Source organism: Rhizobium acaciae, from assembly GCF_025941625.1.
GTDB lineage: Bacteria > Pseudomonadota > Alphaproteobacteria > Rhizobiales > Rhizobiaceae > Rhizobium > Rhizobium acaciae.
In genome coordinates, this window is record NZ_JAPCZO010000003.1 from 125,960 (window position 1) to 148,396 (window position 22,437).

At 62.2% G+C, this 22,437-nt stretch carries 18 protein-coding genes; 7 read left to right on the top strand and 11 right to left on the bottom strand.

The window, feature by feature from the left end:
* Window positions 1–18 precede the first annotated feature (18 nt).
* The 5 genes from OLZ32_RS06420 to OLZ32_RS06440 form a co-directional block, all read right to left on the bottom strand.
* Complete coding sequence (locus OLZ32_RS06420) at window positions 19–501, bottom strand: DUF992 domain-containing protein (RefSeq protein ID WP_003542945.1); 483 nt, start codon at window positions 499–501, stop codon at window positions 19–21.
* 114 nt (window positions 502–615) lie between these two features.
* Complete coding sequence (locus OLZ32_RS06425) at window positions 616–2,268, bottom strand: sensor histidine kinase (protein ID WP_264420217.1); 1,653 nt, start codon at window positions 2,266–2,268, stop codon at window positions 616–618.
* A gap of 516 nt (window positions 2,269–2,784) precedes the next feature.
* Window positions 2,785–3,654: a tetratricopeptide repeat protein gene (locus OLZ32_RS06430; protein WP_003542941.1), complete on the bottom strand. Its 870-nt coding sequence runs from the start codon at window positions 3,652–3,654 to the stop codon at window positions 2,785–2,787.
* 135 nt (window positions 3,655–3,789) lie between these two features.
* Window positions 3,790–4,005 carry a 30S ribosomal protein S21 gene (gene rpsU, locus OLZ32_RS06435; protein WP_003542939.1) on the bottom strand — a complete coding sequence of 72 codons (216 nt, stop codon included), beginning with the start codon at window positions 4,003–4,005 and terminating at the stop codon, window positions 3,790–3,792.
* 176 nt (window positions 4,006–4,181) lie between these two features.
* Window positions 4,182–5,783 carry an adenylate/guanylate cyclase domain-containing protein gene (locus OLZ32_RS06440; protein WP_264398556.1) on the bottom strand — a complete coding sequence of 534 codons (1,602 nt, stop codon included), beginning with the start codon at window positions 5,781–5,783 and terminating at the stop codon, window positions 4,182–4,184.
* A gap of 286 nt (window positions 5,784–6,069) precedes the next feature.
* Between OLZ32_RS06440 and OLZ32_RS06445 the strand changes: the two genes are divergently transcribed.
* Complete coding sequence (locus tag OLZ32_RS06445) at window positions 6,070–8,241, top strand: CHASE2 domain-containing protein (RefSeq protein WP_003542925.1); 2,172 nt, start codon at window positions 6,070–6,072, stop codon at window positions 8,239–8,241.
* A gap of 6 nt (window positions 8,242–8,247) precedes the next feature.
* On the opposite strand, the gene OLZ32_RS06450 is transcribed toward OLZ32_RS06445, so the two are convergent.
* Window positions 8,248–9,252: a FecR family protein gene (locus tag OLZ32_RS06450; protein ID WP_003542923.1), complete on the bottom strand. Its 1,005-nt coding sequence runs from the start codon at window positions 9,250–9,252 to the stop codon at window positions 8,248–8,250.
* A gap of 256 nt (window positions 9,253–9,508) precedes the next feature.
* Between OLZ32_RS06450 and OLZ32_RS06455 the strand changes: the two genes are divergently transcribed.
* Genes OLZ32_RS06455 through OLZ32_RS06480 form a run of 6 tightly spaced genes read left to right on the top strand, consistent with a single transcriptional unit; the run spans window position 9,509 to window position 15,491 of the window.
* On the top strand, window positions 9,509–10,762 hold the full coding sequence (locus OLZ32_RS06455; protein WP_264420220.1) for a sarcosine oxidase subunit beta family protein: 1,254 nt from the start codon (window positions 9,509–9,511) through the stop codon (window positions 10,760–10,762).
* Window positions 10,762–11,163, top strand: coding sequence for a hypothetical protein (locus OLZ32_RS06460; protein ID WP_003542919.1), 402 nt, complete (start codon window positions 10,762–10,764; stop codon window positions 11,161–11,163). Before OLZ32_RS06455 ends, OLZ32_RS06460 begins: the two co-directional genes overlap by 1 nt.
* Before the next feature lie 12 nt (window positions 11,164–11,175).
* A complete protein-coding gene (locus OLZ32_RS06465) occupies window positions 11,176–11,517 on the top strand; it encodes a sarcosine oxidase subunit delta (protein WP_065281278.1) in 342 nt (113 codons plus the stop codon).
* Window positions 11,514–14,507: a sarcosine oxidase subunit alpha gene (locus tag OLZ32_RS06470; protein ID WP_264420223.1), complete on the top strand. Its 2,994-nt coding sequence runs from the start codon at window positions 11,514–11,516 to the stop codon at window positions 14,505–14,507. Before OLZ32_RS06465 ends, OLZ32_RS06470 begins: the two co-directional genes overlap by 4 nt.
* A complete protein-coding gene (locus OLZ32_RS06475; protein WP_264420225.1) occupies window positions 14,500–15,048 on the top strand; it encodes a sarcosine oxidase subunit gamma in 549 nt (182 codons plus the stop codon). The genes OLZ32_RS06470 and OLZ32_RS06475 overlap by 8 nt, the downstream gene beginning before the upstream one ends.
* Window positions 15,049–15,092: 44 nt before the next feature.
* A complete protein-coding gene (locus tag OLZ32_RS06480; protein ID WP_003542912.1) occupies window positions 15,093–15,491 on the top strand; it encodes a VOC family protein in 399 nt (132 codons plus the stop codon).
* Window positions 15,492–15,505: 14 nt separating this feature from the next.
* Here OLZ32_RS06480 and OLZ32_RS06485 read toward each other — a convergent pair whose 3' ends face one another.
* From OLZ32_RS06485 to glgC, 5 genes are all read right to left on the bottom strand, one after another.
* Window positions 15,506–15,994 carry a MaoC family dehydratase gene (locus tag OLZ32_RS06485; protein WP_003542911.1) on the bottom strand — a complete coding sequence of 163 codons (489 nt, stop codon included), beginning with the start codon at window positions 15,992–15,994 and terminating at the stop codon, window positions 15,506–15,508.
* A gap of 90 nt (window positions 15,995–16,084) precedes the next feature.
* Window positions 16,085–18,061 (bottom strand): glycogen debranching protein GlgX, encoded by a 1,977-nt coding sequence (glgX, locus tag OLZ32_RS06490; protein WP_017989432.1) that lies wholly within the window; start codon window positions 18,059–18,061, stop codon window positions 16,085–16,087.
* Between the two features lie 12 nt (window positions 18,062–18,073).
* Window positions 18,074–19,705 (bottom strand): alpha-D-glucose phosphate-specific phosphoglucomutase, encoded by a 1,632-nt coding sequence (locus OLZ32_RS06495; RefSeq protein WP_017989431.1) that lies wholly within the window; start codon window positions 19,703–19,705, stop codon window positions 18,074–18,076.
* 6 nt (window positions 19,706–19,711) lie between these two features.
* Window positions 19,712–21,154, bottom strand: a complete 1,443-nt coding sequence (gene glgA / locus OLZ32_RS06500; RefSeq protein ID WP_264420228.1) for a glycogen synthase GlgA — start codon at window positions 21,152–21,154, stop codon at window positions 19,712–19,714.
* 3 nt (window positions 21,155–21,157) lie between these two features.
* On the bottom strand, window positions 21,158–22,420 hold the full coding sequence (gene glgC / locus OLZ32_RS06505) for a glucose-1-phosphate adenylyltransferase (RefSeq protein WP_012758982.1): 1,263 nt from the start codon (window positions 22,418–22,420) through the stop codon (window positions 21,158–21,160).
* Window positions 22,421–22,437 lie beyond the last annotated feature (17 nt).

Sequence of the window (22,437 nt, forward strand, 5' to 3'; positions counted from 1 at the left end):
CTGGCCGGCCGCTTTTCGTCAGGTCTCTCCCGGCACGAGTGTCATCTTTTCGACGCCGATCGCCAGGTTCAGGCCTTCCTGAGCCTGGACGTTCAATGGCTGCAGCATGAAGGCCTTGTCGGTGCCGCCGGCGATGACCTTGGCGCCGGCGCCTGCACCGATGCTCGCATCGGCACCGATCCCGTAATATTCGCCGGCAAGGGCGAATTGCGGGATATCCGTGCCGGTCTTTGCCAGCACCTGCCAGATCATGACGCTCTTGCCGGTCTGGCCGATATCGAGGCCAAATTTCTCGATTTTGCCGGCATAGACCGCCTTGGCGCCGCCGGCCGATGGCGTATAGGTGCAGATAAGGTTCTTCTGCGAGGTGACGATCAGACCCTGGCCGCCATCCGATCCGCAGACCAGACGGCCAAGCGTGACATAGTTTTCCGCGCCCGCCGGGCTCGCCCAGGCAGCGGCTGTAAGAGCCGCAGCTGCGATCATCGTTTGCTTGAACATGGTCTTTCTCCTTTGGAACGACCTGTCCGAAACGGGTGGAGGTTGCGATTGTTCCGGGACGCAGATTCAAAGTGATAGAGCGTCCTTAGCGCGTCTAAGGAGACGCGCGGCGCTCTATTCCCGCTCCAGCGTGGCGCGCTGCGCCGTCAGCACCCATAACAGGCCTTCGGGCCGGAAATCGATCTCAACCGTGCCGCGAAAGGCGGAGGCGGCATGGGCTTTGATAACGGTCGTGCCGAAGCCCGAGCGCGATGGCTTGGTGACCGGCGGGCCGCCGCGCTCTTCCCAGGTGAAGCGGAGCAGGGCATCCGGCTTGTCCTCCTCGCTGACGTCACGCCATTCGAAGCGGACACGGCCTTGCGGTACGGAGAGCGCACCGTATTTCACCGAATTGGTGGCGAGCTCATGCAAGGCGAGGCCGAGATTCTGCACGGCATCCGGTTTCAGCACGAAGTCTTCGCCGGTGATGTCGATCTGCTCGCGCGATTGCGGGAAGGCGTGCAAATGGATGTCGACGACCCGCCGCAGCGATACCCCTCCCCATTGTTCGCTGGTCAAAAGCTCGATCGAACGCACCAATCCCTCGAGGCGGTCGGCGACGGCGGCGCGGAAGGTCTCGACGCTGTCGGATTGCTTGGCGAGTTGGCGCATCATTGCCTGGGCAAGCGTCAGAAGATTCTTGGTGCGGTGGACGAGCTCGTGCATGACGAAACGCAGCCGGTCTTCGGTCTGGCTACGGTCGAAAGAGGCATTCGAAAGGGCAATCGCCACCTGGTTCGCCTCGATGACGCTGGTCTCGACCGGCGAGACAATATGGCCTTCGCCCATGCGGTTCGCCATGTCGGCAATATCGCGGATGGTGGTGCGCACCTGCCTTGCGACGGCATAGGCGGCCAGCACGGCGACGAGCACCAGTGCCACGCCGCCGATGATCAGGAAACGCCAGGTGCTGAGGATCGAAGCCTGGGCGATCGGTCCCCAGATCACCGTCTTCCACGACCAGCCGGGAATCTGAGCATAACCGAGAAGCATGTGCGGCAGGATCGTTTCGTCCTCGAAGACGCCGCGGGACACGGTGAGCGCCGGCAGAATGCGCGGATCGAAGGGTGTGCCGGGTTCGAGATTGGCGGGGCCAGTGGCCGCGACGACGTGGCCGCTCTCATCGATGACGGCGGCCGACCAGCCGGGGGCGAGGCCCTCGGTGGTCACAAGCTTGCCCAGATCCTGGGCGTTCTGCGTGATGATAAGGGCTGCGACCGGCTCGTTCTTCCGCGGCAGAGTGACGTTATAGACCCATTCGCCGCTGGTCCGGCCGCGAAAGACGTCGGACGCTTCAATGCGACCGGACGCCATGATCGCCTCAAGGGCGGGGATATTCGCCGTCTGGCCGAGCGGCGTGCCGAACGCCCGACGGGTGTTCAGCAGTTGCTGGCCGCTGCGGTCGACGGCGATGACGAAAAGCGTATTGTCTCTGAGGGCCGTTTCCGTGCGCTCATGGAAGGAGGCGAGATTGCCGTTTTCAAGCTCCGGCGAACTCGAAAGCAGCCGCAGCGTCGTCGCCATGTCTTGAAGCTGGCGGTCGATGATGCGTGAAAGGGCAAGTGCATCCTGGGCCGTCTCGCGCTTCAGCGTCGAACGCTGGTTGTCCTCCAGCTGCAGCAAAAGCAGCGCCACGAAGGCGAAGATCGGCAGTGCGATCGCCACCGCCATGGCGACGAGGTAGGTGCCGATCGAAGCCTTGGGAAAGAACAGCGCTACGATTTTCATCTGTTACGCCACATCGCATGCGCACATGCATAATTCCTGAAATCGGAATCGATTTAAGGACCAAATCGTGCAGGAATTCAAAGTGCTAAAGCGTCCTTCGCGCGTTTGAAAAGACGCGCGGCGCTGTAATGCGCTTGGCCCGCAACGGTTTTGGCTTGCGGCCAGGAAAGCCAAGATCCGCATCTCTCGCAAACCGCCCCCAACACGTGTTCGAACATCCGATAGCGGGCTATCGAAGCAGGTCCATGTTAGGGGGAGCAAGAGCAGGTTGCAACACACTATGACAGCCCATCGCCGAGGATGGACGCTTTTTTGGCTTCTCTTTGCAAGGCGGTGCGGCCGGCTTTGCCGCAGCGTCGCTTCCTCCGCCCGGCATGGCAGGATATCACCTCAATGATATCTAACGGCTGGAAGATTCGTTTGAGCCATCAGAGACTTGGCCGCAGTCCCGATGGGCGGCGCCATCGGCAAGAGGCGGTTGCGGCCGTCCGATGCTTCGGGTCGCCAATGATGTCCTCAGCCGGCTGGGGCGACGCCGACGCGAGCAAGGCCGTCACGAGCCGGCTGGTACTTCGGATCGAGACCGATCGCGTGGCGATAGGAGCGAGCAGCCTTCGCCTTGTCGCCGCGGCGTTCGTAGACGAGCGCCTGGTTGGCCCAGGATTCGGCGATGTTGCCGTTAAGCTCGATCGCATGGTTGAAATCGGCAAAGGCGTTGTCGTCGTCGTTCAGCGCGATATAGGAAATGCCGCGGCCATTATAGGGCTCGGCCGAATTCGGCGCGAGCGAGATCGCTTTCGAGAAATCGTCGATCGCCTTATCCTGCTGATTGCGCTTCTGATAGATCAGTCCACGATTGTGATAGGCGCGGCCATCGGTGGTGCCGAGCTGGATCGCCTTGTCGAAATCGTTGAAAGCCTGGTCGTCTTGGCCGGCCATGCGATAGACATTGCCACGGCCGATATAGGCGACGTCGTAGCTCGGATTGATCTGCAGGGCGGCATTGTAATCGGCAATCGCCTGGGCCTGCTGGCCCATGTTGCGATAGACGAGAGCGCGGTTGGCGTAAGCCTGGAAAAACCGCGGATTGATCTGCAATGCCGTGTTGAAATCGTTCAGCGCCGGGCGGAATTGGCCGGCGCGGCCATAGGCGGAACCACGGACGTTGTAACCTTCCGGATCCCTCGGATTGGCGTTGATGACCGCCGTCAGCGACGCGATATTCTCTTCCGAACCCTGCGCCTTGTCGATGCGGATCACGGCATCCGTGGTATTGGTCGTCTCGCAGCCGGCGAGGCCGAACATTGCCGCCAGCGCCAAAGCGGGCAGGAATGCCGTTTTTTGCAAGCGCAAAGCGCGGGACGGATTAAAGGTGTTGACAGCCATTCGGGCTCGCTTTCCCCATGCGGCATATCCGGTGCGCGGATATGCGATCTTCAGCGGCAAACTAAAAAAGGCGGCGGCGAACCCATCGCCCCCGCCACAATGCATCTGAAAACGTCGAAAAAACGACGGCAACGCTCAGCGTGCTGCGACCAGACCTTCGCGCTGGGCCCGCTTGCGGGCCAGCTTGCGAACACGACGAACAGCCTCGGCCTTTTCGCGAGCACGCTTCTGCGACGGCTTCTCGTAGTAGTCGCGCATCTTCATTTCGCGGAAAATGCCTTCGCGCTGCATCTTCTTCTTGAGAGCGCGGAGAGCCTGATCAACATTGTTATCGCGGACAAGTACCTGCACGAGAATCACGTTCCTTTGGTTGGTTGATGCCGGAGGCGGCGCAGCGGCCAGAGGCAAAACAATAACGTTCGCGCGGCAGCAGCCTTGCGATTGGTGATGCGGGATAGCAGATTGGGTACGGGAAGTCCAGATGGATATGGATTGCGGGCGGAAAAATCACGCTTCGCCTGATCTTGTCATGATCCGGCCGGCTCGGGCGCGGCTTCATCCAGCGCGGCGATTGCCTCCTTGAGAGCCGTCCTGACCCTTAGGCGGTCGGCGGGCTCCAGCCGGCTCATATCCAGATGCAGGTCGAGGCCGGAGAGGTGCTCGCTCAGAACGCGGCTCTTGTGGTCCGCACCGAGTGTCAGCCCATCCACCCCGTAGGGCACGATCTCGCGCTGTATGCCCTTCATCGAGATCGGCGGCAAGGGATGAGCGTCGACGATTTCGTTCACCAGCGCATAGGTTTCGTAGCTGATGACGATCTCTCCTCCCTGGGCGATCGATTGCAGCCGGGCTGCGAGATTGGCCTCCGCCCCGATGATCGTATAGTCCATGCGGTCGCTGCTGCCGAAATTGCCGACGTTGCAATAACCGCTGTTAATTCCCATGCGGACGACGAAAGGCTCTTCGGTGCCGTTTCTGCGCCATCTGTCCTTGAGTTCGCCGAGACGGCGCTGCATGTCGACGGCCATGCGCAGACATGCTTTCGCGTCTTCCTCCGGCCCCTTGGTTTCGGGATCGCCGAAGAAGACCAGCATCGCGTCGCCGATGAACTTGTCCACCGTGCCGCCGTGCTCCAGGGCAATGTTCGACATCTCGGTCAGATACTCGTTGAGCATCTCCGTCAGGGCTTCCGGCTGCAGGCGCTCGGTCGTCGCCGTGAAGTCCTTGATGTCGGAGAAGAAGATCGTCAGGCGCTTGCGCTCGGTATGGACGACGACGTCCTTCTGCCCGGAGAAGATGCTTTTGTAGATCTGCGGCGAGAGATAGCGGGAAATCTTCATGGATACGCTGGCGAGGAATTCGTTCGCTGCTTCCAGATCCTGGTTGGCGCTATGGATTGCACGCGCCTGCTGCCGCTGGAGCAGAATGAAGCTGATGCCGATGATGGCGACGAAAAGAAAATAGCAGAGCAGGTATTTGAAGGCGAAGACGTTGCTCGCATAGGGCTGCCTGATGACGACTTCCTGAATGCCGCGCACATCGCCTACTTTCCAATCGGTCTTCGGGCTTTCGGGATGGGTATTGTGACAGGCAACGCAGGCCTGGCCCATGACGACGGGGGTGATGAACCGCAAGGTATCCGTTAATCCGACGCGGGTGAGATCGTTCAGCGTCTGCTGCGGATTGGCGCGCAACGCGGCGAGCGCTTGTCTCTCGAAATCGTCGAGCTCGTGGGATGCGCGGCTCTTGAACGGCAGGTCGGAGACGAAACGGTAGGTGATATTGGCCTGCTGCTCCTTGATGACGTCGCCGAGTTCCAGGGAGAGCGTGGCCGGCAGCGGGATGGCGCCTGGAATATTCGCGTAAGTGTGAGAGACGACCGTGCCTCCGGTCGCGCCGCTGGCATGGGCGGCCAGAACGCGCCCCACGACATTCGCGGAATAATAGGAGCGGATGCTCGATATCAGCGAGCTCATGTCGCGCGCCTGACGGCGCAGGGTATTCCCCGAGAGATCGCTGATATCAAGCCAGACGGCAAGCGGCAGCCCTGCGAGCATTGCCAGCACGACAACAATCAGCCAGTAGCCGCTGCGGCGTGCGGCGGATTCGGAAATCACGGCGACCTTCATCCTTCTCTCGAAAAAGCATCCGATTTTCGATCGTTACAAGAACATTTCGCTGCGCGCCGGGCAAGGTCGAAGCCTTGTCATCCAGCCAAAAGCCCGGCCAAAACTGGAGGCGTGGGCTTATTGAAGACGGTTGCCCGCCCTCCGCCGGAAAGCGATATGCGGGAGGCTGAAAAGACAGCGTCCTTGATGCATCTGCGAATGGCGTTTGGACCGAAAGCGGCGTAGCCTGTCTGCCGGCAGGTGCGGGCCGTTCTGTCGGCCGTCGGAGGGGACAGCCGGTGAGATCATGACGCACGTGCAGCAAATCGGTGTCGTTATCGGCCTGGCGATCGTGGCTATGCTGACGATTCTGCGCGCAGGCGATCCCGGGATTTTCAAGCTGATCCGCGGCGTGACTTTCGACGAGTATCAGCGGCTGGTTCCCAGGATCTTCGAGCCGATGCCCGTCCGCGTGATCGACATCGACGAGACGTCGCTGCGCGAATTCGGCCAGTGGCCGTGGCCGCGGGACCGGATGGCTCTGCTGGTGGACCGGCTTTCGGAGATGGGTGCCTCAGCCATTGCCTTCGATGTTCTCTTCGCCGAGCCAGACCGGCTGTCGCCGCGCAATGTTGTGCGCGACGTTGCTGGTGTGGATCCTTCCTTGGCCGAGAAGCTGCCAGACAATGACGAGATATTCGCCCGTTCGATTGCCGGAAAACCCGTCGTGCTCGGCTTTGGTCTTTCCAACGAGGGCAACTACCGGCCGCCCGTCAAGGCGGGCTTCGCCTACACGGGCGAAAGCCCTGTCTCGGCTCCGCCCTATCTCGGCGCCTCGACGCCGCTCAGACCGCAATTGGAGGCCAATGCTGCGGGGCTCGGCCATATCAGCCTCAACCCCGGCAATCCCTCGCCGGTGGTGCGGGCGGTGCCACTGTTCCTGACCGATGGGGAACAGCTCTATCCGAATCTCGCGGTGGAGGCTCTGCGCGTGGCGCAGGAAGCATCGACCTACGTGGTGTCCGGCGCGCCCGACCACGCGGGTATCATGACATCGGCTAAGATCGGCGATTTCATCGTGCCGCTGACGGCGGCGGGCGAACTCTGGCTCTATGTCACTCCCGACCGGGCCGAGCGGTATATCTCGGTCCGTCAGGTGCTTTCGTCAGGTGGCGCCTCCGCAGAAGTCGAAGCCGCCATTGCCGGAAGCATCGTCTTCGTCGGCACATCGGCGGCCGGCTTGCAGGACATCCGCGTTACCGCGCTTGGCGAGAATGTTCCGGGTGTCTCGCTGCATGCGCAGGCGGTGGAGCAGATCCTCTCCGGCCAGTTCCTATCTCGGCCCGACTGGGCGGATGGCCTTGAAATCCTCGTCATCGCAGTGCTCGGATGCCTGCTCGTTGTGGTGACGACTTTCGTCAGCCCCGCCGTCGCGCTGGTCTGCGGTTTGCTGATTACCGCTATGGCGCTTGTCGCGTCGTGGCTCGCCTTTCTTTATGCGGGGCTTCTCTTCGATCCGCTGGCGCCGATCATCAGCGGATCGATCACCCATTTTGCCGCCACCTCGTTCAAGATCCTGGTGATCGATCGAGAGCGACGCGAGGTGCGGCGCGCCTTCGGACATTATCTTTCCCCGTCGCTGCTCCATCGTATCGAGCATAATCGCGACGCATTGCGTCTCGGCGGAGACGACCGAGAGTTGACGATGATGTTCGTCGACGTCAGGAATTTCACTGAAATGAGCGAGCGGCTGGCGCCGACTGATGTCGTCGCTTTCCTGAACACGCTGCTCGATGCGTTGAGCCGCCATGTCGTGGCGAATGAGGGCACGCTCGACAAGTTCATCGGCGACTCGATCATGGCATTCTGGAATGCGCCCGTCGATGTGGCGGATCACGAAGCCAAGGCTGTTCGCGCAGCACTTGCCATGCGCGAGACACTCGCCGAATTGAACGCCGGCGACGCCTTTGGCTTCGGGCCTGATCAGGAAGTCAGCATCGGCATCGGCATTCATACTGGCCTTGCCTGCGTTGGCAATATGGGCGCCAAGACCCGCTTCAACTATTCAGCTGTCGGAGATGCCGTCAACGTTGCGGCTCGAATCGAGTCCTCCTGCAAGGAGGTCGGCTTCGATATCCTCATTTCCGACAGCACGGCACGGTCAGTGCCGGGAATGGCGCTGATCGAGGCCGGCGCGCTCCCGCTAAAGGGGAAGAGCAGCCGGACACAGATCCTCGCCGTTGTCGGCGATGAGCGGGTCGCAGCATCTCTGGAATTTGCCGCGCTCAAGGTCGTCCACAATCAGTTGATGCAGGCCCTGCAATCACACTCAAGGAATAGCCGAAAGCTTATCGGTACGGCAAAGCTCAGGGCTGTGCAGGTGATCGGCGGTCTGGCTGAATTCTACGAGCGCGTATCCCGCAGGGCCGATCATTTCCGCGAGGTGCCGGAGGCGGTCGAAAAAAGCGCCGCAGATTGACAGGCCTCAGCGACCGTGATTGAAATTATGACCCCTGCGGTTCCGATCGTTGTCGTGATCGCGATCTCGATCATGGTGGCGCTCGTGCCCCCGATGATCCAAACCGTGATTTCCGGGCTTGCCATCATCGTCATGCCGGCCGTGGCCATCATGCTTGTCGGGCCTATCCGGCTTGTCATGATGGGGCTTATCGTGGTGCGGCCTGTCATGATGCGGCTTGTCGGGCTTGTTCGGTCGCTCCTTTTGTGGCTCGGCCTGTCTCTGTGGCGGATCCTGCCTTTGCGGAGCAGGCGCAACTGCCGGCGGAGGCCGCATTCTGTCTTTTCTTTCCGGCGCGGCTGAGGCCATATTGCAGCCGCCGAGCATGCCGATGCCGCCCGCAAGTCGCTGATTGCCGGAGAGGAAGGGCAGGGCGCGCTGATTTCCGAGCGTCGCCAGGATGCTGGGGTCGACCCGGCGTGCCGCGGACATATCGCCATTCGGCTTGGCCACCACGCAATCGCAGCGTTGCTGCAACTGCCGGCAGCCGCCCGGGCCGCAGAAACTGGCAGCACCATTCAGCAGCACGATGGCGGTCGTGCCATCCGGGCCGACGTAGAAATCGAAAGCGGTGCCGCGCACGCCGATCGTGCCGGCCGGCGTCAGGATCTGGTAGGCCGAGGAATTGGAATTGCCGCTGACCCAGCGGAATGTGCCCTTTGCCGCCCTGATCGTCAGTTTTTTGACCGATTGGGAATCATCGAAGACATATTTGTCGATCACGACCGACGAACCCCAGCCGACCGCGAGCTTCGTGCCGTCACGAAACACGAATTGGCCAAGCCCCGATTGCGATGTCTTGATGCGCTCGTTGCGATGAACGCGGGTGTCGACCTCGATCGGCCCGCTCTGTCCCGTCACCTGCGTCTTGATGACGACGGCCTGGCCGACGGGCTCGGCGGCGAGCGCCGGCCATGCGCCGTTTAACGCGACGCAAAGCATCGCGACTGATACTGCGCGCCAACCCCACATGATACACGTACCCCCGGGAACAGGCGATTGTTAACATTTTAGCAATTGCTTGTCTTCTAACCCTGTTGGGTTAGGCCCCAGGGTCGGCGGTTAAGCGCAAATGCCGTCGGCGGCGTCATTCGCCTGAAGCGGCATTCTCTTCAGCGTGTCGAAAGCAAAGCTCTCGTGCGTCGCAAAAGAACCGTTGTGCCGCATTTGGATTTGCGATTTGTATGAGCGCGGAGAACAAGCCCTTTCCCGAAGGAGAAGAAGGCGGATGCGGAAATATTCGGTTTTTGCCGTGGCACGGGAGGCCCTTCGCGGCCACAAGGGCTGGGAGAAGCAGTGGACTTCGCCTGAGCCGCGCGCCGAATACGACGTCGTCATCATCGGCGGCGGCGGCCACGGGCTGGGCGCTGCCTACTATCTCGCCAAGGAGCATGGCATCACCAATGTGGCGGTGATCGAGAAGGGCTGGCTCGGCGGCGGCAATACCGGGCGCAACACCACCATCATCCGCTCGAACTATCTCTATGAAGAGAGCATGCACATCTACGAGCATTCGATGAAGCTCTGGGAAGGGCTTTCCCAGGAGCTCAACTACAATGTGATGTATTCGCCGCGCGGCGTGATGATGCTTTCGCACAATATTCACGACCAGCAGTCCTTCAAGCGGCATATCCATGCCAACCGGCTCTACGGCATCGACAATGAATGGCTGACGCCGGAGCAGGCGAAGGCCTATTGTCCGCCGCTCGACATTTTGGCCGGTGCGCGCTACCCGATCAACGGCGCAGCACTGCAGCGGCGCGGCGGCACGGCGCGGCACGATGCGGTTGCCTGGGGTTATGCGCGGGCGGCGTCAGACCGCGGCGTTCACATCATCCAGAATTGCGAAGTGACCGGTATCCGCCGCGGCCCGGACGGACGGGTGACGGGCGTCGAGACGTCGCGCGGCTTCATCGGCGCCAGGAAGGTCGGCGTGTCGGCGGCCGGCCATACGACGACAGTCATGCAGATGGCCGGCGTGCGCGTGCCGCTGCAATCGAGCCCGCTACAGGCGTTGGTTTCCGAACCGCTGAAGCCGATCTTTCCCTGCGTCGTCATGTCGAACACGGTGCATGCCTATATCTCCCAGTCCGACAAGGGAGAGCTGGTCATCGGCGCCGGCACCGACCAGTATAATTCCTACTCCCAGACCGGCGGACTGCAGATCATCACACATACGCTCGACGCTATCTGCGAGCTCTTCCCGATGTTCCGGCGCGTCAAGATGATGCGGCAATGGGGCGGCATCGTCGACAATACGCCGGATCGTTCGGCGATCCAGTCGAAGACGCCGGTTCCCGGGCTTTACGTCAATTGCGGCTGGGGCACCGGCGGCTTCAAGGCGACGCCGGGCTCGGCCAATCTCTTCGCGCATCTGATTGCTCGCGACGAGCCACACAAATTCAATGCCGGGCTGACGCTGGAGCGCTTCCGCAGCGGCCGACTGATCGACGAGGCGGCGGCGGCGGCGGTGGCGCACTGATGTGGATGGCGGCTCTCCTGACGATCGGGATCAGCGGCGCGGCAATGCCGGCCGGTGACGTCTTTCCCGGCGTCGGAGATTTCCGCCTGCAGAAGATCCACAGGGCCGTCGGCGAAAGCGAATGGCCCTTCGTTGCCGAGAGCGGCACGCTGCTTTGCGCGATGGTCCTGCGCCAGCCAGCCGTCTATTTCGTGCCCGAGGTCGGCGGAACGCCGGGACGTGCCTTTGTGATCGACAACGATATCGCAATGATGGCTTTTGCGAATATCGGCATGACCGATGTGCTGGAGCCCTACGACAATTTCGAACAGCTTCTCAAGCGCCTCATTCCCTATGTGACGATGGGAAAGCGTCTCTGCAATCAACCTCCCGGAACCAATGTTTCCGGATCGGAACTCTAAGACGGGTAACACATGCTGCTGATCTATTGCCCCTACTGTCAGGAAGAGCGCTCCGAGCTCGAATTTCGTGGCGCGGGTGACGCGCATATCGCGCGGCCCGCCGATATCGCCTCGATTTCGGACGAGGAGTTCGAGTCCTATTTCTTTATCCGCGACAATCCGAAGGGGCTAATCTTCGAACGCTGGCGGCACATTCACGGCTGTGGGCGCTTCTTCAATGCGGCGCGCGATACGGTGACCGACAAGTTCATCGTGACTTACAAGGCGGGTGAACCAAAGCCTGAGATCGGTGCGGCGGCCGCGCAGCATGGGCCTGTCGAGACATATGAAGCCGTGGAAGGAGAGGCGCAATGAGCGGCGTGAACCGTATCGCCGGCAAGGGGCGCCTGACACCGGCCAGGACCGCGCGCTTCAGCTTCGACGGCAAGAGCTATACGGCGCTCGAAGGTGATACCGTCGCCTCGGCGCTGATCGCCAACGGCGTGCATCTTCTGGGACGTTCGTTCAAATATCACCGGGCCCGCGGTATTCTGTCGGCAGGGGCCGAGGAGCCGAACGCGCTGATCGACGTTTCCCGCGATACGGCGCGCAAGCAGCCGAACGTGCGCGCTACCGTGCAGGAAGTCTTCGACGGCATGATCGTCAGCTCGCAGAACCGCTGGCCCTCGCTTGCCTTCGATGTCGGCGCGGTCAACAATCTCATGTCGCCGTTCTTCGCCGCCGGTTTCTACTACAAGACCTTCATGTGGCCGCGCGCCGCCTGGAAACACGTCTACGAACCGCTCATCCGTCGTGCCGCCGGCCTCGGCGTCGCCCCGACGGAGGAGGATCCGGACCATTATGCCAGCCGCTATGCTCATTGCGATGTGCTGGTGGTCGGCGCCGGTGTTGCCGGGCTTTCGGCGGCGCTGGCCGCGGCCGAGACCGGGGCGCGGGTGATCCTTTGCGACGAGCAGGCGGAAGCCGGCGGCGCGTTGCGCTACGATGTCGGGGTAAGGATCGACGGACAGGACGGCAATAGCTGGGCACAGAAGACCGTGGCGCGGCTGAAGGCGATGGACAATGTCGAGGTGCTGGTCCGCACGACCGCCTTCGGCTACTACAACCACAATTTCGTCGGTCTTGCCGAGCGCGTCACCGATCATATCGCCAAGCCTTCCCGTGATCTGCCGCGCGAGCGGTTGTGGCAGGTCCGGGCGAAGCGGGTGATCCTCGCCACCGGCGCGATCGAGCGGCACATGGTATTTCCGAACAACGACCGGCCGGGCATCATGCTCGCCTCGGCGGGGCGGATGTATCTCAATCACTACGGCGTTGCGGTCGGGGCCAAGGTCGGCGTCTACACGGCGCATGATTCGGCCTATGAGGCGGCCTTCGATCTGAAACGATCCGGTGTTTCGATCGCCGCCATCGTCGATCGCAGGCAGGCGCCGGGAGCGGCAGTGCTGGAGGAGGCGCGGGCGCTCGGCATCGACGTTCTGGCCGGCCAATCGGTCGTCAACACGTCAGGGCGGCTGCGTATCTCGTCGATGACGGTGACGCGCAACGGCGGCGGTTCGCCGCGCAAGATCGCGGTCGATGCGCTGCTGGTTTCGGCCGGCTGGACGCCGTCCGTGCATCTGTTCTCGCAGTCGCGCGGCAAAGTAGCCTTCGATGCAGAAAGCCAGCGTTTCCTGCCCGGCTCCTATGCGCAGGACTGCCTCTCGGTCGGCGCCTGCAACGGCACCGACGATCTGCAGCGGACGATCGAGGAATCGCTTGCCGCCGGCGAGCTGATGGCGCAGGCCACCGGCAGAAGCAGCGGCGAGAAGATCGCAATTTCGGCCGAGCAGGCCTATGACTGGACGGGTGGCATGATCGGCGCTGCCGAAGGCGCCGGGCCGAAGACCAACGCCAAGGCCTTCATCGATTTCCAGCATGACGTCTGCGCCAAGGATATCCGCCTCGCCGTGCGCGAAGGCATGCATTCGATCGAGCATATCAAGCGCTTCACGACCAACGGCATGGCCTCGGACCAAGGCAAGCTCTCCAACATGCATGGCCTGGCGATTGCCGCCGAAATGCTCGGCAAGGAAATCCCGCAGGTCGGGCTCACCACCTTCCGTGCGCCCTATACGCCGGTCACCTATGGTACGCTGGTCGGCCATTCGCGCGGAGAGCTGTTCGATCCGACACGCAAGACGCCGCTGCACGGCTGGGAAGAAGCCCATGGCGCGGTCTTCGAGGATGTCGGCAACTGGAAGCGCGCCTGGTTCTATCCGCAGGCCGGCGAGACCATGCACCAGGCGGTCGCTCGCGAATGCCGGACGGCACGCGAGGCGGCCGGTATCTTCGACGCCTCGACGCTCGGCAAGATCGAGGTGGTGGGGCCGGATGCGGCGGAATTCCTAAACCTCATCTACACCAATGCCTGGGATACGCTGAAGCCCGGCAAGGCCCGCTACGGCATCATGACCCGCGAGGACGGCTTCGTTTATGACGACGGCGTTGTCGGACGCCTGGCGGACGACCGTTTCCATGTGACGACGACGACCGGCGGCGCGCCGCGCGTTCTCCATCACATGGAAGATTACCTGCAGACGGAATTCCAGCATCTGAAGGTATGGCTGACCTCGGTGACCGAACAATGGGCTGTCATCGCCGTGCAGGGACCGAAGGCGCGCGAGATCGTCGCGCCGCTGGTCGAAGGGCTCGATCTTTCGAACGAAGCCTTCCCGCATATGAGCGTTGCCGAGTGCACGGTCTGCGGCGTGCCGGCGCGGCTGTTCCGCGTCTCCTTCACCGGCGAAACCGGCTTCGAAATCAATGTGCCGGCCGATTACGGCCAGTCGGTGCTCGAAGCGGTCTGGTCCAATGCCGAGCCGCTCGGCGCCTGCGTCTACGGCACGGAGACGATGCACGTTCTTCGCGCCGAGAAGGGTTATATCATCGTCGGGCAGGATACGGATGGGACGGTGACCCCCGATGACGCCGGGCTTTCCTGGGCGGTTTCGAAGAAAAAGACGGATTTTGTCGGCATTCGCGGGCTGAAGCGGCCGGATCTCGTCAAGGACGGGCGCAAACAGCTCGTCGGCATCGTCACCAAGGACCCGAAGCTGGTGCTCGAAGAAGGCGCGCAGATCGTCGCGAGCCCGAACGAGCCGAAGCCGATGACCATGCTTGGCCACGTCACATCTGCCTACTGGTCGGAAAATTGCGGCCGGTCGATCGCCTTCGCGCTGGTCGCCGGCGGCCGGGCGCGGATGGGTGAGACGCTCTATGTGCCGATGCCGGACCGGACGATCGCCGTCGAAGTGACGGATCTGGTATTCTTTGACAAGGAAGGGGGCCGCATCCATGGCTGATGTCGCAATTCGCAAACCGGCGCTTGCCGGACGTCTCGGCGGCTCCGCAGCGGTACGGCTGACAACCGCTCCCACTGCCAGCCGGGTGGCGCTGCGCGCGCCGGCGGAATCGCTTGCAGCACTCTCCTCTGCTCTCGGCCTGGCGCTGCCGGATGCCCCGAAGACATCCGGCCGGGCCGGCGCCCGATCGGCGCTCTGGATTGGCCCGGACGAGTGGCTGGTGATCGACGAGGCCGGCGCCGATCTGATGGCAGCACTTTCCAGCGCCGGCGCGCTGCATTCGGCGACCGACGTTTCCCACCGCAATGTCGCGATCATCGTCTCGGGACCAGGTGCGGAGGCGACGCTTTCGGCCGGCTGCCCGCAGGATCTGTCGCTTTCCTCCTTTCCGGTCGGCGCCGCATCACGCACGATTTTCGGCAAGGCGGAAATCGTGCTTTTCCGTAAGGAAGAAGACACGTTCCGGGTGGAGTGCTGGCGGTCGTTTTCGGATTATGTCTTCGGGCTGCTGAACGAGGCGGCTCATGACGCCGGGCATTGAGTCTCAGCAAATCGCGGGCGAGCGCTCATTCAAGAGGTAAGCGAATGCTGCACCATGCCTCCCTCGGCGTTTACGACATCGAGCGGTCGGCGGCATTTTACGATGCCACCCTTGCGGCGCTCGGTTATATCAGGGTCTGGGACGATATCAGGCCGGGGCAAACAGGGCAGGCAGTCGGCTACGGCCCTCCTGGCGGCGGGGACAAACTGGCGATCAAGCATCGCCCGGACGGCCAGCGTGCGCCCGGCCCGGGTTTTCATCTGGCGTTTGCCGCGCCGAACCGCCAAGCGGTCGATCGGTTCTATGCGGCGGCAATCACGCATGGCGGAAGCGACAATGGCGGTCCAGGCCTGCGGTCCCATTACGGCGAACACTATTACGCGGCATTCGTCATAGATCCCGACGGACACGCGCTCGAAGCCGTGTTCAATTCGGCCGAATAACAAAGCAACTTTGCTCAGATGTCCTCGGGACGGTCCTTCGGGTCGAATTGGATGATGGTGATCCATTTTGCCGTCAGCGCCGGCTTCTTCTCGTTTTCGATCTCGATCGTAACGTCATAGGTGGTCATCAGCATGCCGGCGCCGCGGAAGCGGGCTTCGGAAAGCAGGAAGCGGCCGCGGACGCGGGCGCCGCTTTTCACCGGCGTCATGAAGCGGACGCGATCGAAGCCGTAGTTGATGCCGAGGGTCTGCTCGCGCACTTTCGGCAAGCAGTTGTAGTTCATCGTCGACAGCAGAGACAGGGTCAGGAAGCCGTGGGCGATGGTGCCGCCGAAGGGGCTCTCGGCCGCCGCGCGCTCAGGATCGACGTGGATGAACTGATGGTCGTCGGTCGCCGACGCGAAGGCGTCGATCATCGTCTGGTCGACGGTGACCCAATCCGAAAGGCCCGTTTCCATGCCGATCAATCCCCGCACGTCGGAGAGTGAAATTTCCGTGACCATGAATTCCTCGTGAAATAAGCCGCCGCGGCAAAGCCTTATCGTGCATTTGTGACGATTGCGACAAGGATTTGCGTGAGGGGCGGGAGGCGGTCAATTTTCTACGAAAAAGGCGATAGAGCGCGGCTCGACGATTGCGCGGCCACCGGCTTTCTTCGCTCCATCCGGCGTCAGCTGGCGCCAGCCCGGTTCGCCCTGAGAAGGCAGCGTGAAAAATTGGCGGCTTCCCGAGCGGTTGAAAAGCACGCCAAGCCGGGTTTGCCTGCCGCGCTCGGAGCGGTCGCCGGTCGAAAGCAGCATGCCGAGGGTGGACAGCGACGGCGTCTCCCATTCGGCAACGGTCATCGGCTCGCCGGAAAGCGAAATCCATTCGACATCGCCATTTCCCGCCAGGAAGCCCATTTCGGAAAAGACGGTGAAGCGGCGACGCAACCCTGCAACGAAGGCGGTGTGGGCGATGAGACCCTCGTCCAACGCCTTCCAGTCCAGCCAGGTGATCTCGTTGTCCTGGCAATAGGCGTTGTTATTGCCGTGCTGGCTGCGGCCGCCCTCGTCGCCCGCCGTCAGCATGATGCTGCCGCGGGTGGCAAAAAGCGTTGATATCAGCGCCATCACATCGTCCCTGCGACGCTTGCGGATCGTCGGATAGACGGTTTCCCCCTCGACGCCGTTGTTCCAGGAGTGGTTCTCGTTATGGCCGTCGCGATTGTGTTCGCCATTGGCGTCGTTGTGCTTTCCGGCATAGGAGACGAGATCGATCAGTGTGAAGCCGTCATGGGCGGCGAGGAAATTGACGCTGCGCGTCTCCTTGCGGTCATTGCGGGCGAAGATGTCGGAGGAGCCGGCGAGTGCTGTTGCCAGCGCTCCGGTCTTCCAATCGTCGCCGCGCCAGTAGCAGCGCAGGTCGTCGCGAACACGATCGTTCCATTCAAGGAAGGGCGGCGGGAAATTGCCGAGCTGGTACCCGCCCGGGCCGATATCCCAGGGCTCGGCGATCATGATCCGGTCGGCAAGCACATCGTCGGAGAGGATCGCGGCCAGTGTTCCGTCGCGTTCGAAGCCCGTCGCGGTGCGGCCGAGCACCGGGGCGAGATCGAAGCGAAAACCGTCGACGCCGGCGTTGAGCACGAAATGGCGCAGGCTGTCGATGACGAGGCGGCGGACCTCGGGATGATCACAGGCGAGCGTGTTGCCGGTGCCTGTGTCGTTGACGAGTTCGCCTGGGCAATTCTGGGCGTGGCGATAATAATGCAGGTTGTCGAGGCCACGCAGCGACAGCGTCGCGCCGTAACGGTCGCTCTCGCCGGTGTGGTTGAAGACGAGGTCGAGGATGACGGCGATGCCTTCGGCATGGAGGGCCGCGACCGTCTCGCGCAGCTCCGTCATGCCGCCGGGGACGAGCCGCGGATCGAGCGCCATGAAGGCGACGGGATTGTAGCCCCAGCCGTTGGTGAGGCCGAGCGGCGGCAAATGGCGTTCGTCGATCCAGGCGGTGATCGGCATCAGTTCGACGGCATCGACGCCGATGCGCTTCAGATGCGCGACGACGGAGGGATGCGCAAGCGCTGCGACCGTGCCGCGCGCAGCCTCCGGCACATCTGGATGGAGAATAGTGAAGGGCCGGACCGCCACCTCATAGATAAAGCCGCCCGGCTTGAACAGTGGCTTGCGGATCGCGGCTCGGCTATCGGTGGTGACGATTGCCTTCGGCATCAGATCCTGGCTGTCCTCGCCATAGATGCCGAGGCGGGGATCGTAGCGGAACGGCCTGTCGATCTCCTTGGCGTAGGGATCGATCAGCAGTTTGGAAGGATCGTACCAGAGGCCGTTATCGGGCGCATAGATACCGTCGGCGCGATAGCCGTAGCGAGCCCCCGCCTTCAGTCCGTCGACAAAGAGACGATGGAAGTAGTTGCTGTCGCGCGCCATCGGCAGGCGCGCGAATTCCCTGTTGCCGTCATCCTCGAAGAGGCAGAGTTCGATTTGTGCGGCATGATGCGACCATACGGCAAATTCGACGCCGGTCTCGAAGACGATCGCGCCGGCTTGCGCCGAACTGTTCCCCCGCATGTTCCCCCCGGATCAGGTGATCACGGTTGGCGCATCGCGTCCCGTGCGTTCACGAATGCTGGCAATGCTTTCGGCGGCGGCGATCAGATCGGCGAGCGCTTCCTGCGTTTCAATGTTGTGGCGAGTCGAATCCGGCTCGTAACGCTCGATATAGACACGCAAGGTTGCGCCAGACGTGCCGGTACCGGACAGGCGGAAGACGACGCGGGAGCCGCCCTCGAAGAGCACACGAACCCCTTGATGCTCGCTCACCGATTTGTCGATCGGATCGTGGTAGGCGAAGTCGTCGGCCTTCTCGACCTTCAGGCTGCCGAAGCTCTTGCCGGGCAGAGCGGGAAGCTGGCTGCGGAGATTGTCCACCAAGCCGTTCGCCGCATCGGTGTCGAGGCCTTCATAATCATGGCGCGAATAATAATTGCGGCCGTAGGTCTGCCAGTGCTGGGTGACGATATCGGCGACGCTCTCGCCGCGCACGGCAAGAATGTTCAGCCATAGCAGCACGGCCCAGAGGCCATCCTTTTCGCGGACATGACTGGAGCCCGTGCCGGAGCTTTCCTCGCCGCAGATCGTCGCCATGCCGGCGTCGAGCAGGTTGCCGAAGAATTTCCAGCCGGTCGGCGTCTCGTACATGCCGATGCCGCGCTTTTCGGCAACGCGGTCGGCAGCACCCGATGTCGGCATCGAACGGGCGATGCCGGCAAGGCCGCCGGAATAGCCCGGCGCGAGATTGGCGTTGGCGGCAAGGATCGCCAGGCTGTCGGAAGGCGTGACGAAGATGCCGCGGCCGATGATCAGGTTGCGGTCGCCGTCGCCGTCGGAAGCGGCGCCGAAATCGGGCGCGTCATCGCCCATCATCTCATCGAAGAGTTCCTTGCAGTGCACCGGGTTCGGGTCCGGGTGATGGCCGCCGAAATCCGGCAGCGGCATGAAATTGCGCACCGATCCCGAGGGAGCGCCGAGACGGTTTTCGAAGATTTCCTTGGCATAGGGGCCGGTGACGGCGCTCATCCCATCAAAGGCAATGCGGAAGCCGAGGCTGATCAGATTGCGGATGGCGCCGAAATCGAACAGCTCTTCCATCAGCGCGGCATAGTCCTCGACCGGGTCGATAACCGAGAGGATCGTGCCGCCGGGAAGCTCGTCCTTGCCGATGCGGTCGAGATTGACGTCGGCGAAATCGGCGATCTTGTAGCTGTCGATCGTCTTGGAGCGCGCATAGATCGCGTCGGTGATCTTTTCCGGCGCCGGGCCGCCATTGTTGATGTTGTATTTGATGCCGAAATCTTCGGTCGGGCCGCCGGGATTGTGGCTGGCGGAGAGGATGATGCCGCCGAAAGCCTTGTACTTGCGGATGATGTGGGAAGCGGCCGGCGTCGACAGGATACCGCCCTTGCCGACCATGACCTTGCCGAAGCCATTGGCCGCGGCCATCTTGACCGCCTTCTGGATGACCTCGCGATTGTAGTAGCGTCCGTCGCCGCCGATGACGAGGCACTTGCCCTGATAGCCTTCCAGCGAATCGAAGATCGACTGGATGAAGTTCTCCGCGTAGTTCGGCTGCTGGAAGACCGGAACCTTCTTGCGCAGGCCCGACGTGCCGGGTTTCTGGTCCAGATAGGGCGTGGTGGGAACGGACTTGATCATTTTAGGTCACATGCCTTTCGAGACGAGGCTTGAATAGAGGGCAGCGTAGCGTTCGGCGCTCTTCTCCCAGGAGACATCCGATTTCATGCCCTGCTTTTGCAATTGGGTCCAGAGTTTTCGGTCCTGATAAAAATGCATCGAACGGCGGATTGCCTGTAGCATGCCTGTTTCGGTCACGGGGGCAAATTGTATGCCGGTTGCGACTTTCGCCGCAAGTGCGGCGTGATTGGCGTCGATCACGGTGTCGTTCAACCCGCCGGTGCGGGCGACGATCGGCACGCATCCGTAACGCAGGCCGTAAAGCTGAGTCAGGCCGCAGGGTTCGAAGCGCGAGGGGATGATGATCGCATCGCAGCCGGCCTGCATCAGGTGCGACATTGGCTCGTTATAACCGATCGAAACGCCGATGCGGCCGGGGTGGCGGCTGGCGGAGGCGAGCAGCGCGCCTTCAAGGGCGGCTTCGCCGGAGCCGAGCACGACGAGCTTGCCGCCCATGGTGACGATCTCATCGGCGATGTTGGCGACGATATCCATGCCCTTCTGCCAGGTGAGACGGCTGATGACGCAGAAGATCGGGGCGTCGTCATTGTCGAGACCGAAGAATTCGGCGATCGAGCGCCGGTTCTCCTCGCGATTCTTCAGCGTTGTCTGGCCATAATGGGTGTGGACGACAGGATCGGTCGCCGGGTTCCAGATATCGGTGTCGATGCCGTTGACGATGCCGTGCAGATCGTCGATGCGGCTGGCGATGACGCCCTCGAGCCCCATGCCGAATTCCGACGTGAGGATCTCATCGGCATAGGTCGGGCTGACCGTCGTGATCGCATGGGCAGTTTTCAGGCCGCCCTTGAGGAAGCCGACAGTGCCGTAATACTCGATGCTTTCGGTGGTGAAGGCGTGGGCAGGCAGGCGCAGGCCGGCAAAGATCTCGGAACCGAACTGGCCCTGAAAGGCGATGTTGTGGATGGTCAGTACGCTCGGCAGTTCCGGCGTCGGGTAGTAGCGCATATAGACCGATGTCAGCGCCGCCTGCCAGTCGTGGGTGTGGACGAGATCCGGCCGCCAGCCGGGCAGCAGGCCGGCGGCGATCTCGGAGGCGGCAAGCGACAGGGCGGCGAAACGACGCCAGTTGTCGGGATAGTCCTTGCCGAGCGGATCGAGGTAGGGCCCGCCCGGCCTGTCATAATAGGCCGGCGCATCGAGGATGAGCAGATCGAGGCCCTCGTGCTGGACCTCCAGCACGGTCGCCCGCTCACCGAGCAGGTCGGGGAATTCGAGCCTGACGACGGCGTCGCGAATGACCTTCATGACGGCCGGATAGCCGGGCAGAAGGGTCTTGGTTTCGACCCCGAAGGCTTTCAGAGCAATCGGCAGGGCGCCGGACACATCGGCCAGACCCCCTGTCTTGATCAAAGGGAAGACTTCGGACGAAACCGAAAGAACTTTCATAAGTCAGATATCCAGCTTGTCGATCATCGGTTGCGTGATCAGGCAGATGCCGCTTTCCGTCCGCCGGAAGCGCTTGGCATCGAGTTCGGGATCCTCGCCGACGACCAGGCCTTCCGGAATGACGACACCATGGTCGATCACCACATTCTTGAGCTGCGCGCGCCGTCCGACCTTCACGTTCGGCAGGACGACCGCTCCTTCCAACTTGGAGAAGGAGTTGGCCCTGACGCCCGTGAAGAGCAGGCTGTTGTTGAGCATGGCGCCCGAGATGATGCAGTCGCCCGACACAACGGAGGAGGTGGCCGAGCCGCGGCGATCCTCGTCGTCATGGACGAATTTCGCCGGCGGGGTGATCTCGGCATAGGTCCAGATCGGCCAGGACTTGTCGTAGATGTCGAGCTCCGGAACGATCGCCGTCAGGTCGATATTGGCCTGCCAATAGGCGTCGATCGTGCCGACGTCGCGCCAGTAGGGCTCGTGCTCGAAATCGGAACGGACGCAAGACTTGGCGAACCGATGGGCGACCGCCTTACCGTTCTTGACGATATAGGGGATGATGTCCTTGCCGAAGTCGCGGCTCGAGGTCGGGTCGGCGGCGTCGCGGCGCAGCGCATCGAGCAGGAACTTGGTGTGGAAGACGTAGATGCCCATCGAGGCGAGGGCGAAATCCGGCTTGTCGGGAATGGGCGGCGGATCGGCCGGTTTCTCGACGAAGGCGATGATCTCGTCCTTCTCGTTGACATGCATGACGCCGAAGCCGACCGCTTCCATGCGCGGCACTTCCAGGCAGCCGATGGTGACGTCGGCGCCGGAATCGACGTGCTGCTGCAGCATCCATTCATAGTCCATCTTATAGACGTGGTCGCCCGCAAGAATGACCATGTATTCGACGCCGTAATCCTGGATGATGTCGATGTTCTGATAGACGGCGTCGGCCGTGCCTTCATACCATTGCGTCTCGGAGACGCGCTGGCTGGCGGGCAGAATATCGAAGCTCTCGTTGCGCTCGGGGCGGAAGAAGTTCCAGCCGCGCTGCATGTGGCGGATCAGCGAATGCGCCTTGTATTGCGTGGCGACGCCGATGCGGCGGATGCCGGAATTCAGGGCGTTCGACAGGGCGAAATCGATGATGCGGGCCTTGCCGCCGAAATAGACGGCCGGCTTGGCACGCCGGTCGGTGAGTTCCTTGAGACGGCTTCCCCTACCGCCCGCCAGAACATAAGCCATTGCATCGCGGGCAAGTGGCTGAACGCGCTTTTCTACCATTTTCTCCTCCCACCAGT